Source organism: Longitalea arenae (assembly GCF_016924755.1).
GTDB lineage: Bacteria > Bacteroidota > Bacteroidia > Chitinophagales > Chitinophagaceae > Niastella > Niastella arenae.
This window is the reverse complement of record NZ_JAFFJX010000003.1, coordinates 100313-114559: the sequence shown is the minus strand read 5'-3', so window position 1 is coordinate 114559 and position 14247 is coordinate 100313. Positions and strand designations below refer to the sequence as shown.

Annotated in this window: 14 protein-coding genes; 5 read left to right on the top strand and 9 right to left on the bottom strand. The window is 47.1% G+C overall.

Annotated elements, in window-relative coordinates:
• Positions 1-514: 514 nt before the first annotated feature.
• From JT717_RS09305 to JT717_RS09295, 3 genes are all read right to left on the bottom strand, one after another.
• On the bottom strand, positions 515-2971 hold the full coding sequence (locus JT717_RS09305; RefSeq protein ID WP_205509947.1) for an ABC transporter permease: 2457 nt from the start codon (positions 2969-2971) through the stop codon (positions 515-517).
• A gap of 385 nt (positions 2972-3356) precedes the next feature.
• Positions 3357-4349: a TIGR03885 family FMN-dependent LLM class oxidoreductase gene (locus JT717_RS09300; protein ID WP_205509946.1), complete on the bottom strand. Its 993-nt coding sequence runs from the start codon at positions 4347-4349 to the stop codon at positions 3357-3359.
• A gap of 46 nt (positions 4350-4395) precedes the next feature.
• On the bottom strand, positions 4396-4662 hold the full coding sequence (locus tag JT717_RS09295) for a hypothetical protein (RefSeq protein ID WP_205509945.1): 267 nt from the start codon (positions 4660-4662) through the stop codon (positions 4396-4398).
• A gap of 133 nt (positions 4663-4795) precedes the next feature.
• On the opposite strand from JT717_RS09295, the gene JT717_RS09290 reads away from it, so the two are divergent.
• Positions 4796-5059 (top strand): hypothetical protein, encoded by a 264-nt coding sequence (locus JT717_RS09290; protein WP_205509944.1) that lies wholly within the window; start codon positions 4796-4798, stop codon positions 5057-5059.
• A 9-nt stretch (positions 5060-5068) separates the two neighbouring features.
• On the opposite strand, the gene JT717_RS09285 is transcribed toward JT717_RS09290, so the two are convergent.
• The 4 genes from JT717_RS09285 to JT717_RS09270 all read right to left on the bottom strand — a co-directional run bounded on the left by JT717_RS09285 (position 5069) and on the right by JT717_RS09270 (position 8188).
• Positions 5069-5878: a DUF481 domain-containing protein gene (locus tag JT717_RS09285; RefSeq protein ID WP_205509943.1), complete on the bottom strand. Its 810-nt coding sequence runs from the start codon at positions 5876-5878 to the stop codon at positions 5069-5071.
• On the bottom strand, positions 5847-6587 hold the full coding sequence (locus JT717_RS09280) for a metallophosphoesterase family protein (RefSeq protein WP_205509942.1): 741 nt from the start codon (positions 6585-6587) through the stop codon (positions 5847-5849). Before JT717_RS09280 ends, JT717_RS09285 begins: the two co-directional genes overlap by 32 nt.
• Positions 6588-6589: 2 nt before the next feature.
• Positions 6590-7333 carry a nucleotidyltransferase gene (locus tag JT717_RS09275; protein WP_205509941.1) on the bottom strand — a complete coding sequence of 248 codons (744 nt, stop codon included), beginning with the start codon at positions 7331-7333 and terminating at the stop codon, positions 6590-6592.
• Between the two features lie 69 nt (positions 7334-7402).
• Positions 7403-8188, bottom strand: a complete 786-nt coding sequence (locus tag JT717_RS09270) for a helix-turn-helix domain-containing protein (protein ID WP_205509940.1) — start codon at positions 8186-8188, stop codon at positions 7403-7405.
• Positions 8189-8340: 152 nt separating this feature from the next.
• Here JT717_RS09270 and JT717_RS09265 point away from each other — a divergent pair, with 152 nt between their 5' ends.
• A complete protein-coding gene (locus JT717_RS09265; protein ID WP_205509939.1) occupies positions 8341-9171 on the top strand; it encodes an HlyD family secretion protein in 831 nt (276 codons plus the stop codon).
• Complete coding sequence (locus tag JT717_RS09260; RefSeq protein ID WP_240347921.1) at positions 9137-10753, top strand: MFS transporter; 1617 nt, start codon at positions 9137-9139, stop codon at positions 10751-10753. The genes JT717_RS09265 and JT717_RS09260 overlap by 35 nt, the downstream gene beginning before the upstream one ends.
• Before the next feature lie 31 nt (positions 10754-10784).
• Here JT717_RS09260 and chrA read toward each other — a convergent pair whose 3' ends face one another.
• Together chrA and JT717_RS09250 are read right to left on the bottom strand one after the other, a co-directional pair.
• Entirely contained in the window at positions 10785-11939 is a 1155-nt protein-coding gene (chrA, locus tag JT717_RS09255; protein WP_240347920.1) for a chromate efflux transporter, read from the bottom strand.
• Between the two features lie 41 nt (positions 11940-11980).
• Positions 11981-12337, bottom strand: coding sequence for a DUF6223 family protein (locus tag JT717_RS09250; protein WP_205509938.1), 357 nt, complete (start codon positions 12335-12337; stop codon positions 11981-11983).
• A gap of 157 nt (positions 12338-12494) precedes the next feature.
• Here JT717_RS09250 and JT717_RS09245 point away from each other — a divergent pair, with 157 nt between their 5' ends.
• Positions 12495-13511: a sensor histidine kinase gene (locus tag JT717_RS09245; protein WP_240347919.1), complete on the top strand. Its 1017-nt coding sequence runs from the start codon at positions 12495-12497 to the stop codon at positions 13509-13511.
• A complete protein-coding gene (locus tag JT717_RS09240) occupies positions 13508-14209 on the top strand; it encodes a LytR/AlgR family response regulator transcription factor (protein WP_205509937.1) in 702 nt (233 codons plus the stop codon). Before JT717_RS09245 ends, JT717_RS09240 begins: the two co-directional genes overlap by 4 nt.
• Positions 14210-14247 lie beyond the last annotated feature (38 nt).

The window sequence follows — 14247 nt, the reverse complement described above, 5'->3', positions numbered from 1 at the left end:
ATACCGGATTCCGGCAAAAAACGGCAGAGATCGTTAAAGGATCTGTTCCGGGAATGCAACAATCAGCGCCAGGTTTTGAATTATGCGGCCTGGATCGTTCAATAAACAGGCGTTGATCGTTTAAAAACCGGGGCAATTCGTTTAAAAAATAGTTCGGTTTATGCAACAAACAATACCAGTTTGTTCAACAAACAAGGTCTGGTTGTTCAATAAACAAGAACAGTTTGTTCAATAAACGCTTCGGATTTTTCAATGATCGATAGCTGTTTGTTCAATGAATTGGGTCCGGGTATTCAATAAACCATCCCTGGTTGTTCAACAAACTGGTACAGATCGTTCAATAAACCGGTATTGATCGTTCAATAAACTGATATTGATCGTTCAATGAATTTAGGTGCAAGTCATTCATATTCACTGATAGTTTTATAGAACTGCCTCAAGCCCAATGCGGGTTTTTGTGGTTTTAAGGCAATGGGTCGCATTTACACAAAGTCGCTTACATTATCAGTGGTACTCAATCATTCCTCAAACTCTTCACCGGGTTGTCCATCGCCGCTTTCAGACTTTGCAGCCCAATGGAAATAAACGCTATGAGCATCAGCAGCAAAGGCGCTGCTATAAACACGAACCAGCCCAATTGAATATGAAAGGCAAAATTGCTGAGCCATTTACCCGCCAGGTAATATACTACCGGTATGGCGATCACTGCGGCCAGGCAAACCAGTTTGATAAAATCACGGTAGAACAGGTACACAATGCCCTGTGCCGAGGCGCCCAGTACTTTGCGAATTCCTATTTCCTTTGTGCGCAGTTTAATAGCATAAGTAGCAAGGCCAGTTAAACCCAAGCAGGCAATGAAGATGGCCAGGATGGTGAATAAGCCGAAGATCTTGCCAAACTGCTGGTCGGCCTTGTATTGGCGGTTAAAATATTCATTCAGGAAAAAGCGCTCGAACGCATTGCCGGGGAAAAGCTCATGATACAATTTTTCTATGTGCGCCAGGTTCCCCGCCAGATCGGTCGTTTGCAGGTTAATGGAAAAGTAGCCCCAGTTGCCAAAGCCATTCAGATAATAGATGATAGGGTCGTATGCCTCTTTCAACGATCGCTGGTGGTAATTCTTCACCACCCCAACCACTTCACTTTCAATTTCGCCTGCCCAGCTGGTAAAATAAATGGTTTGATGCAGGGCCGCTTCATTATTCGCAAATCCCAGCTTTTTGACGGTCTCTTCGTTGATAAGCACCTGGGTCTTTTTTGAATCAAACATATTCATGGCCGTTTTTTCGGGAAGGTTCCTGCCACAGGCCAGTTGCATTTGATAGGTGGGCAAAAAATGCTGATCTATTTCTACCAGGAAAGGCACAAAACGCAGGTTCTTCTGCTGGCCTGCTTTCCTGGCGCTGTTCCTGTCGAAGATCCTGCGGCCTGGAATGTCTGACGATGGCGCCATATTTTGGACCGCCGGAATTTTCAACAACTCATTCCTGAATGTAGCTGTTTTATGCGTAAAACCAGAATCGATCACTGCAGGCGCCTTTACGATCAGTATTTGATCTTTGTTATAACCCAGGTGCTGGTTCCGCATAAATTGCAGCTGCCGGTATACGATAATGGTGCCGGCGATCAATAATATCGACAAAGTAAACTGAAAAGCGACCAGGCTTTTACGTAACAGTATGCCTTTACCGGAACGGGCGAATTTCCCTTTCAACACCAGGGCTGGTTTAAAGGCAGACAAGATAAAAGCCGGGTAAACCCCCGTTTGCAGCGCGCCTGTTACAAATACCGCAAAAAAGATCAGAACAAACTGCCAGCTTTGCCAGATCCCCGATGACAAAAAGGTGCTGCTGATATCTTTGCCAACAAACGCATTGAAGAACGGTGTACAGGCGATCACCAGGGCAGCGGCTACCAGCAGTGCAATGCCATTAATGATAAATGCTTCCAGCAAGAATTGCCGCGATACCTGCAAACGGCTCGCACCTGCTACTTTGCGTAGACCCACTTCGCGCGCTCTTTCCATCGATTTGGCGGTCGTAAGGTTGATATAATTGATCCAGGCAATGATAAGAATAAAGACGCCCAGTATGGAAAGGAAATAAACCGTTCTCTTGTTGCCGGGCGGTTCGGGTTCCATGCGGAAATTATCATTGAGATGAATGTCGGTCAATGGCTGAAGATGAAAGTAAGATCTGAAACCAAGCTCCTTCATGGTGCCTGCCAGGTGTTTATTCACAAGCGCTGGCAATTTGGCTTCGAGTTTCTTCGCATCCGCGCCTGGGGCCAGCAATACATAGTTGTAGTACTCAGGCCACCACCAGTTCTCCAGGCCGAAGTTTTTATCCAGTGCAATGAGCATATTGAATTTGATATGCGAATGCTCCGGCACATCCTTACATACCGCTGTTACGGTAAGCGGCTCTTTGTTCACCTCCACTGTTTTGCCTACCGGATCTACATTACCAAAGTATTTTTTAGCCATCGATTCCGTCAAAACAACCGACCCCGGCTTATCCAGCGCCGTTCTTGCATCGCCGCTTACCATCGGAAAACTGAAGACCCTGAAGAAAGAGGCTTCCGCAAAATAAAAATCCTGTTCGTTGAACCGTTTGGATTGTCCTTTTTCATCGGTATAGGATACGGTCGTAGTCTTTAACCAAACATTCGGCGGCACCAAACGAACATAGTCTATCACTTCGGGAAATTCGGCCTTCATGGAAGGCGCCACGGCAGGGTGGGTGGCAGCCGTTGCACCCAGGTGGGCAAAACTGCCTGTATAGGACATGTCGATACGGTACAACCGGTTGGCATTTACATGGAACTTGTCGTAGCTGGTCTCAAAATAAGTATACAGAAAAATAAAGAACCCGGCGGCCATACCGAATGCCAGTCCGAAAATATTGATGAGTGAATACACTTTATGGCGAAACAGGTTTCTGAAAGCGACAACCAGATAATTCTTGATCATGTTTGATAGTTTGGGAGCTATTGATACCGCATAGATACAATAAGACTGCCATATGATTAAGCGATTAAAGAACAGTATCTTACACATTCGGGGCGCATACCATCTGTTCGAAAATGAACAGTTATTGTCCGGTTCAATGCTCAGTTGTACGCTTGATACCACTCAATGCTGCCTATGACATAAATCATCCATTAAAGCAGCCGCAAGTGCTAGTTTCGTTACATGGAAATCGTCAATGCTGCATTAATCAAAAAATACAATCAACCGGTACCGAGGTACACGAGTTATCCAACCGTTCCGTTATTTTCCGTCCTTTATTCATACAACCAAATCTTATATCAGGCGGCAAAATACAGTTTCGCTGTTTCGGATATCCTGATCTTTATCAGGTGGTCGTATGATTTGATTCCAGCCCGCTCTTTATCATTCTGTCGCTGTTGAACTGGCCAAAGTCTTTTATAAATAATTCATGCTGCCTGTTCACATTGTGCAGGATGATGCCTGTGGCCCCGGTAGCCTGCAGTGTTTCTATACGCTCGAAGAGATCTTTCATGGAGGTAAAGACGGGGATCTTTTCTATCACCTGTTCTTTAGTGATGCCGGCGGCTGCTTTTTCAAAATGTTCCGGCTTGCATAGATCAGCCCTTTCATCTGTGCCCAGTATATTGGTTCGCCACTGGTCATAGGCTTCATCTGCTGCTACCTGGGCCAACGGGTGATAAGAAAAAGAAAATTGGATCAGCCAGGGTTTTCCGGCGCCGCCGCCTTTTGCGAATGCCGTCTGTTTTTCGAATGCTTCTTCGCTGCTGTTGGCGGTTGTCAACAGGCCATCGGCCCATGAACCGCACCAGCAGGCGGTTTCTGAAGAGATCGCAGCACAGAACAACAGGGGCGCTGTTTGGGGCCGGCTGTAGAGCTTTGCTTCGTTCACCGTTACATAACCCTGGTGGCTAACTTCTTCGCCTGCCAGCAGCCTGCGAATGATGGTAGCGCATTCGAGAAGCCTTTCATTGCGTTGTTCTTTGGGTGGCCAGGGAAGGCCTGTGATCTTTTCATTCAGGGCCTCGCCACTGCCTAATTCGACCGATAAACGGTTCGGGAACATTTCTGCCAGGGTGGCGATTGCCTGGGCAAGGATCGCAGGATGGTAACGCTGCCCGGGTGCACATACAACGCTGAACGGTAGTTCGACGGCCTGCATGGCGGCGCCCAGCCAGGCGAAGGAAAAACCGCTATGTCCCTGGCGCCGGCTCCAGGGGTGAAAGTGATCCGAAGAATGTATGGCATCAAAACCAGCCGCTGCAGCGGCCCGGGCTAATTGCAGTAAATGGGAGGGTGCAAACTGTTCATGGGACGCATGATATATTATCCTGACCATAGGTCTTACTTTAGTCCAGTGCTACTGTTTAAAATATAATGTACTGCTATTTTTTATCTTCGGGTGGCCCCTTTAGCGCTTTATCGTCTGCTTTGGGCTCGCCCCGCAAAACGGCATCGTTGATCACCTGGCGATCCAATGGCAGATCGGTATCAGCATTGCTGCCGATAAATTCATCTGGTTCCATATCCGAATCGGCGGCTTTCAGGGGTGTTTGTTCCAGGTCAGCATTGTCGTTATTACCGGTCTTTTTTTGTGGCTCCGGATCTGCCTTTGCAGGCATTTTTTCGGGTTTGTCTTTTGTGGTGTCCATATGCACAAATTTTCATGGTCTCTCGCTTAAAAAATGCAATAATCAAGCCCGGGCAGATCATTGATAAAACATTGGAAATTAAGCGCCGGATGGCATAATATTTTTATTTATAATAAAAAATAAAGGAGGCTGTATGGAAGGCTGGAGAATTTTTCAATCCTGTGAATTAAAAGGAAGCTATAAAAAAGACGAATTCATTCATTTGATCAGTCAGCTGTCACAGGAGCAATTCAATAACTTCTGCAGGGAGTACTGGGCGTTACTTTATTTTTACGATTCTCATGTAAATACCTATTGTACCAGTCAGAAGGATATTGTTGATAAGCACCCCAGGGCTTTTACCCGGCTGGCACCTATTGATGGGGATCTGGCGCGGCAGTTCGAAAAGGTATTTTAACGGGACATCTTAAAAATACTTTTCAGCCATCAGTCCATAGGTCAGCAGTAAATTCTCGGTAGCTGTAATATTCTGCCTGTTATAGTTGAACGAGGTGGTGAAGTGCAGCCATTTATACAGCTTCACCGAAAGATTGGTACTTAGTTTCAGAATATAATCCCCGCGTTCGGTCAGGGAGGGCTGGAAAAAGTTCACGCCATCGATGCTCACGATCTCTTTAATGATGAAGCGGTATTTCAGCCGCAGGGAATTGCGAACGGTTTGGTAACTGGTTCTGCCAGTCTTGTCGGGTATACTCAGATCGACCGTTTCAAAAAGAAATCCATCGCTCATTTCCAGGTTGGTCTTCCCGGTGTTTATGAACGTATATCCTACACCTGCGCCGGCCTGGAACCGGCTGTCGACCTTTAATGAAAAGCTTTTTTCATACCCGGCAAGTGCCCAGTAATACAATTTTTGTACGCCTTTCAGGATGTCGAGATTAAGCATGCCCAGCACATCATCGTTTGTTTTTAATGTAGGGTTGCGGCCATAAATATGGCTCATCATACTGTTGAGTGAAAATTTCTTTTTATCGGCCTGGAAGCGCAAGGTATTGTTCAGCAGGTAAGTGGTGCCGGTATTGGTTCTGTTCAAATTACCGGTGCCCGAGAAATTAATGTAGTAATTCACCGTATCACTGAACTGCGATGAGCCTTTCATTGGTATGGCGCATAAAGCGGGTACAATCAACAGGGCAAACTTCAACATCCTGGTCATGGCCAAATATAACAAGTTCCGGCTTTTTTCAAATTTCATATAAGAAGTACGGACGGCCATAACCGGATTTTTTTAGCACATGCCGGGCCACATTGAACACTTTTACCTTCCCGGCTATGCTGCCCTCCAGCACACCTATATGCGCATGCCCGTGAAATACAACTTCTACATTGCGGCGTGATAAAGGTTCTGCCAGTCTCGAGGAGCCCAGGAACGGAAAGATCTGCTCCGGTTCACCAATGACCGTTTCCTTTATGGGTGAATAATGCAACAGCGCGATCTTTTTGGTGACATTATGTTCCTGGTCGAGACGGGCCAGGGCGCGTTCAAGGTGTAAGGCTTCTTCGACCGCTTCCTGTACAAAGGATTTCATGGCGCCTTCGCCAAACATCGACAGCATGAAATTATCGAAGCCGCCGCCAAAACCTTTTACTCCGGCGAAGCCGATACCGGCAACGACCACCGCCTCACCATCCAGGATATGTACGTTGGGATGGTTTTGTACGATCTGCCTGATCAGCTTATGCCGGCTCTTTTCATGGTCATGATTGCCCAGTACGCCTACCACAGGGATGGTGCATGCCTTCAACTCTTCCACCAGGATATGTGCTTCCGATTCATCGCCTGTATCGGTAAGGTCGCCGCAGATGGCAAGCACATCAGCATTCTTTGAAACATCAGCAAAAATATCGACCCATTTGCCTTTGTCCGTATCCCTGATATGAAGATCGGCAATAGCGGCAACGCGTGTTTTGTTTTCACCGGTCATAATTAAACAGTTTTAATGGTGCACGTTTTATAGCCCCAGTCTTTAATATCGATCTCGTATTGGGTTTGATCGATCACGGGGCCTCTGCAAACTCTTTCCAACGGGGCGGGCAGGTCGTATTGTTCTGATGCTCTTGCAAGCAGGTCATCAAAAAGCCATTTCGGAATGATCTCATGGAATTCGGAGGGATATACAAACTGGAAGGAGAGGATCTGCATGAGTAAAAGATGCCAGTGCTGATCCATTTTGCGCGCGAGTCTTTTCCAGTCGAAATTTTTTCCCTGCTTCACAAGCAGATGGTTGATATCGGCGCCATCGTACCTTTCGCGGTTTTGCACATACAGTTTGCACCACACCAGGTCTTCGGGTGACAATATCCTGATATGATAGCCGAGGAAATCGGCCTGGTGCGCATGCTGCAGCCATTCATCATCGACGCGGCAGATATTATTCGCCGTATCGAAAATGATATCGAGGAAATAGTCTCCTTTAAAAACCTTGGCAAGCCAGCGAACATCCGTAAGCTCTGTACGATATCCCTTTGAACCGAAGAACTTCAGGATCTTGGGATACTCATTGGCCGGACAAAATACATCGAGGTCTTTGGTGTCCCTGTAAATACCGGTATGATGAAAAATGGCAAATGCCCCTCCGAGCATATATCTGGCTCCGCATTCTTCGAGCAATTGAAGGGCTTCCTTATAAAAATCGATCGCTTCTTTATTTCCTTGTTCCTGTATAGTCATGGCTTAATTTTGCAAAATTGTTGCCTGCCTTAAGGCATGACCAGCTTCCTCATTATGGGGAAAAATCATTTATTTTTTCCGGAAGTCGGAGGGCCGGGTATGGGTGAATTCCTGGAATGCATCGCTGAAGGAACTGATGGTCACATATCCCACCTCATAGGCGATTTCACTGATGGATCGTTGTGTTTTTACGATCAGTTCGATAGCCTTCACCATCCGGATGGTCTTAAGATACTGCAGAAAACTCATCTGCATGTTTGCCTGGAACAAACGCGACAGGGTTCGCTCGCTGATGTTAAAATGACTGCTCACCGTTTTAATGGTAAGCTTTTCCGCCATATTTTTTTCCAGGTATTTGATGATGCGTTGCAGCTGCTCATTATCCGTCGTGGGCAGCATAATGGGCAGGGCTTTGTTATTCAATTGCGGCAGGATCTTCTTCAATGCTACGAGAAATTCAAAGTTTTCGTCTTTGCGGCTTACATGTCTGCCATCCCACCGTTCGGTATAATTGATCATCTGGATAAGCAGTTCGCTGGCAGGATAGATGCCCAGCTTGCTGTAAAAAGGATCCGATGCATCATCATGGGCATAAAAGTACAGCGAACGAAGCACCGTTGCCGAGTAACCGATCCGTAAAATATGGTCCATTCCCCTGGGGATCCAGAAATAATGTTTGGCCGGCACCACATAAGTTCGGGTATCACAGGTGATATATGCTATACCGCCTTCCACATAACTCAGTTGTCCTTTGGAATGTTTATGCAGGGGGATCAGCTTTTCGCTTTTTTCGTGCATCACGAACACACTTTCTTTCTGCTTTTCTATCTCTGGCAGGGAGGCGATTAATCCCATATTCTTCAATCGGCAAATGGAGGTTTACTCAAAGCCATAAAGATAAAATCAAATTGGCGGGAATGACGAAAATGTTGACTTTTTTAGGGAAATAAAACAGCTGTCGGCCTGATATTTTTGCGCATCCGTAGTACTGGCGTTCTCTACAAGCAATGAAAAAGAAATATACCCTTACCGACCGGCTCATTACCAGGATCACAGGATGGATTTCAGCCATCATTATTGCAGCATTGGCTATCTGGGGCATCTTTACCCTCCGGGGTTATTATAAGTATGAGCAAACCAATAATGCCCAGATCGATGAGTATGTAAACCCGGTGATCGCAAAAGCCGGTGGGTTTATTACAGCGGTGAAATTTGAAGAGAACCAGCTCGTATCAAAAGGGGATACCCTTTTGATCATCGATAACCGCGGGTACTTACTGCAACAGCAGGAAACCGAAGCCGCGATGCAGAAAGTAAAAGCACAGTTGCAGTTGGCGGGGAACAAAGCGGAAAAAGCGGTGGCGCTTGCCGAACTGTCCCGCCTCGAGGTTTTGCTGAAGAGGCAGCAACTGGATCTTGGTTATACCGTGATCACTGCGCCGTACAATGGCCGCATGGGCAGAAGAACCGTGGAAGCGGGGCAGGTGATCAATGCAGGTGAAACGCTTGCATTTATTGTGAACGATGAAACCGGCAAATGGGTTGTGGCCAATTTCAAGGAAACGCAAATCGCCAACCTTCATATCGGTGATTCGGTAAAACTGATCGCAGACGCTTTTCCCAGGCAGGCTTTCAAAGGCACCATCATTTCCTTTTCGCCCGCTACCGGCTCCCGCTTTTCTTTATTGCCACCCGATAATGCCAGCGGCAACTTTGTAAAGATCGTGCAGCGGATCCCGGTGCGCATACGTATTCACGGTAACAAAAAGGAACTGGACGTCCTGAAAGCGGGAATGAACGTGAATGTATTTGTACCTAAAGGGCAGCGCCATGGTTAATACCATTCCTGTATTTCGCAAATGGGCGCCCGAATGGCTGATCAGGATCAGCCTCTTCCTGCTCTTACTGCCAAGTATTGTGCTTTTCTTCCTGCCGCTCGCCAATATCAATGCAGCGGCCGGTCATTATGGTTGTGAACCGGCAGACATTCAGTTTGCCGTGATCGTATTCTATGCTGCATACGCTGGTTTTTACAGCCTCGAGCACCGCTTTTTTGCCTACCTGGCCAGTAAACAGTATTTTATCCTCTTCACGTCGCTGCAAATGATGAGCAGCCTTATATGTTATCACACGCATGAACTGTATATCCTGCTGCCCGTACGGTTTATCCAGGGATTATTGTTTTGCAGCACAGTAAGCCTTTCCCTTTCGCTGATGTTCACCCGCCTGCGCACGGAACGCGCCCGCGAGGTGAGTTTTTCCGTTTTCTTCGGTTTACTGTTATGTGCTATTCCTTTCAATAATTTCGTGACAGCCGACCTCATAGACGCCTTCAATTACAATATCGTTTACAAAGCCGCTTTATTCTCCTTTGTTCCCTGCCTGATCCTGCTGCTGCTTACTATGAACAATGTGCGGCTCAAAGCCCGCTTTCCCCTGCATAAGCTCGATTGGCAAAGCTTTTCCATGTATACGATCATGCTTTGCCTTATTGGTTACATTATGGTCTATGGCCAGCACTATAACTGGCTTGAAGACCGGCGCATACAATGCAGCCTGATCGCCATTGCGGCGCTCTCCATACTCTTCCTGTTACGTCAAAAAAGCCTGAAGCGGCCATATGTGAATGTGCAAATATTCAGGTTCCGGAATTTCCTGGTCGGGCTTTTTGTATTGTTCGTAATGTATATCTGCCGCTTTGCTGCAGGTATTGCCAGCGGCTTCTTTGCGGGTGTACTGCGCTTTGACCCAAGGCATGTTTCTTATATCAATTTGTTCAATTTGGGTGGACTGGTCACGGGGGTGATCATCGCCTGTTGTATGATCCTGCAAAAAAAACCGATCCGGTATATCTGGCTGCCGGGATTTCTGCTGCTGCTTGCCTTCCAGGTCAGCATGTTCTTTCTATTTAGCGGGCAGGCGAATGAGCACTATTTTTTCATCCCCTTATTTATGCAGGGGCTCGGTGTTGGCATGATCATGGTGCCCACCATTGTGTTTACGATTGCTTCCGTTCCGGTTGTAATGGGCCCTTCAGCAGCGGCTATTTGTCTGGCCATTCGCTACCTGGGTTTTTCGGTAAGCATTGGCCTCATTAATTACTTTGAACTGTTTGGAAGAAGCAAACATTACCATGCTTTCTGCGAGCACTTCAGTAAAATTGATCTGTTGCTGCGGAAAACCGTTCAGGTGCAGTCGGAATACCTGGTCAATAGAGGAATGGCGCCGCGAGCGGCTGCCAGGGCTTCTAACAAATTACTGGCAGACCGCATGCAGCGGCAGGCGCAGCTCCGGTTTGCGATGGATTATTATGAGCTGCTGGCATGGCTGATCGTTGGCATCCTGTTGCTGATCGTTCTTTTTCCCTATCTCAACAAAACAGTGGTTTACCTGCGATCGCGGTGGCTGGCGCCGGTATAAATACAGGCAGGTGTATGTACCCATGCTGTTTTTAGAACAGCGTCAATAAATAACCGGCCACAGCACCACCCAGGATGATGTAAGCTGAATTCGTTTTTTTGAAAAGAAGCAGCAGCAGGCTGATCAGTCCGATCAGTAAGGTGCGCCAGTCTGTAACAGCATCCCTGGCCAGTTCATAACATACGGCTATGATCGCCGCCACAGAGGCGATATTTACTGCATCGAGGAATGCAGAGAACCGGAGGGACTGCCGCATCTTTCGCACCAGTGGATTTAACAGGGCTACAAACAGGAAGGAAGGCAGGAAAACGGCCAGGGTGGAAAAAACAGCGCCGCTAAAACCGTTGATCACATAACCTACAAAAGTAACCGATGAAAAAACAGGCCCCGGTGTGAACTGCCCCACCGCAATAGCATCTGTCAGCTGCTGATGCGTAAGTATCCCTTTTGTAACCAGCTCCGTTTCGATATAGGCAAAGAGTACATACCCGCTGCCATACAGAATAGCGCCTATTTTCAAAAAGACAAGGAATAAGTTCCAGTTTGAAACAAGCACAGATAACAGGGAGCTGCCTGGCACCTGCAGCAAAAACAAGGGGGCGATGCTTTTTGCGCTGCTCCTGAAGGGTTTGTTAAATGAAGTCAATAACAAGGCCAACAATCCTGCCCCGAAGATGATGTATATTTCATGAATGTGTAGAAAAGATAAGCTGAGCGCAATGAGCCCTATAATACCTAATTGTACTGTTTTTAACGACTGTTTGGCCAGCGGAAAAACAGCGGACAGGATCACTGCAATGATAGCGGGTTTAATGCCATAAAGAAATGGCTGCAGGCCGGGCAGTTGGCCGTATTTACTATATAGCCAGGCAAAGAAGCCGGTAAAAAGCACGGCCGGTAAAATAAAGCAGGTGCCGGCAAGCACCAGTCCTTTGGCGCCAGCCTTTTCCCGGCCGATGTGCATGGCCAGTTCTGTGCTGTTGGGACCGGGTATCAGGTTCGTAGCGCCAAGAAGGTCCAGGAAATCCTGTTCACTCAGCCATCGCCGTTTTACGACTACTTCTTTTTGCATTAAAGCAATATGCGCTGCTGGTCCGCCAAAGCCCAGTACACCCAGTGTAAGGAATAATTTTGCCACTTGCATCAGATCCGGTTCTTCTGTGCCTGCCTTTTTGATTTCAGTCATGGTGTACACTCAAGGGCTCAAATATATTAAAAAGCGGGCTGCTAATGATCCGCTGCCCGGCGAAAGCGGGCCAGCGCCAGCCAGGCGATTATTACACCGGTCAGGCTGAATGCCAGCGCTACCATGGCGCCCAAACGTCCCGAACCGGTGCCGATAGCACCGGTTACCCGGGCCAGGTGCAGTCCGCTGAAAACGATGCCGGTCAATGCCAGCGCAATGCCCGCGATCGCCATCAAACGTCCCGAAGGGATCCTGCGTTTAGCGCGCACCAGCGCCATAACACCAAGGATCATACTGATCAGTCCCATCACCGCCGGCACAAGGGCTTCGGCCCTTCCGGGGGTAATACCTCTTACCTGCAGGAGAATGTTCATGGTAAGCCAATCTTGTATATTCATAACCATTGCATTTGCAGGCAAAACTAGCGGCAGCGATCATTGCGTTGGTATAAATGCGACAAGAGCGCCAAATCTTGCGACAAAGCCAAAAGATCCGGCGATTGTGCGCGGCTACTGGTAAATTCAATAAGTTTGATCCGGATTCCTTTGTCAATACATGATGCAAACCGGTAAATACCCGCATTTTAGTTGGATACTCCATGCTTTGGCCTGGAGTATTGTGCTGTTATTTCCTTATTTCATCAGCAGTGCCGGCGATCAATACAGGATTGGTCCGCTTCCCGGAGCCTATTTTACATGGTCACAGCTCCTTCATATGATCATTTTTTATGGGAATAGCTTTTTCCTGTATCCGAAATTGCTCAACCGAAATTACTGGTGGTTATATCTTTTCGCCGCCGTTTTGCTGATCCTTCTTTCCGTCCGGATAAAATTCTATATCCTGGAAGCCTGGTTCCCCAATGATTTGGCGGGAGCCCGTACGCATGTGTTATTTCCTTCGGTGCTCGCATTTATTGTTAGTGTCTTTTACAGTATAACGGTTGAAAAGATCCGTACAGAAAAAGAACAGAAAGAAAAGGAGGCCTTGCAATTGGGCATGGAACTGAAATTTCTGCGTTCCCAGATCAGTCCGCATTTCCTGTTCAACGTTCTCACCAACCTGGTTTCGCTTGCCAGGAAACGATCTGACCAACTGGAACCATCCCTCCTGATGTTGTCGGGTTTAATGCGTTATATGTTATATAATGCCGATAAAAAAATATCCCTGCAGCAGGAAGTGGATTACCTGCATAGTTATGTAGCCCTGCAACAATTAAGGTTTGGGCGGGATGTGAAGATCATTTTCAATAGTGAGCTGTCACCGGCGGCAAGAGATTATTGCATTGAACCGATGCTCCTGATCCCTTTTGTGGAGAATGCATTTAAGCATGGGACCGATTATGCGGATCAACCTTATATTGATATTCATTTAACGGCCAGGGACGGTGTATTGGATTTTAGGGTAGAAAATAGATTTGAGCGTCTGGCAACTGCCGGTAAGGACGAAACATCGGGTATAGGACTAGGTAATGTTCGTTCCCGCTTAACACTCCTGTATCCCGGCCGTTTTGACCTGGGAATAAGCGAAGATCAAAACCTTTTCCGCATCCATTTAACATTGAAAATATTATGATGCGCTGTCTTATTGTTGATGACGAACCGCTGGTGCGCGAGTTGCTGGAAGACAACCTGAACCAGGTACCGTTCCTGAAGCTGGTAAACTCATGCAGGAGTGCTATGGAAGCATTGACTATTTTGCGGCAGGAACAGATCGACCTGCTCTTCCTCGATATCCAGATGCCCCGCTTAAGTGGTTTGCAATTGTTGCAATCGCTCGATCATCCACCGCTGGTCATCATTGTATCGGCTTATGAAAAATATGCCGTGGAAGGCTTTAACCTGCAGGTGGCAGATTATTTGTTAAAGCCCTTTACGTTCGACCGTTTCCTGAAAGCCACTAACCGGGCCGCGGAATTATTCCGGCTAAAACAAGCCGCTTCACCGTCAGCCATAGCAAAGAGCCATGACTTTTTTGTAAGTGTTGATTATTCACTGGTAAAGATCGTGGTTGAGGATATTAACTATATTGAAAGTGATAAAGATTATGTGAGGATCTACCTTGTTTCCACGTCCAAACCGGTTGTCACCCGTTTGTCGTTAAGGTCCATTGAAGCAAAATTGCCGGCCGGGGCCTTTATTCGCACGCATCGATCCTTCCTGGTGGCCATTGCAAAGATCACTACCATTAAACGCGATTTCGTTTGTATCGGCGCTACAGAGATCCCGGTCAGCGAAACGTTCCGCGATAAGATCTACCGCATATTAAAATAGCATTAATAGCTGAACCTTATGCAAGGTGAGCCGGATGA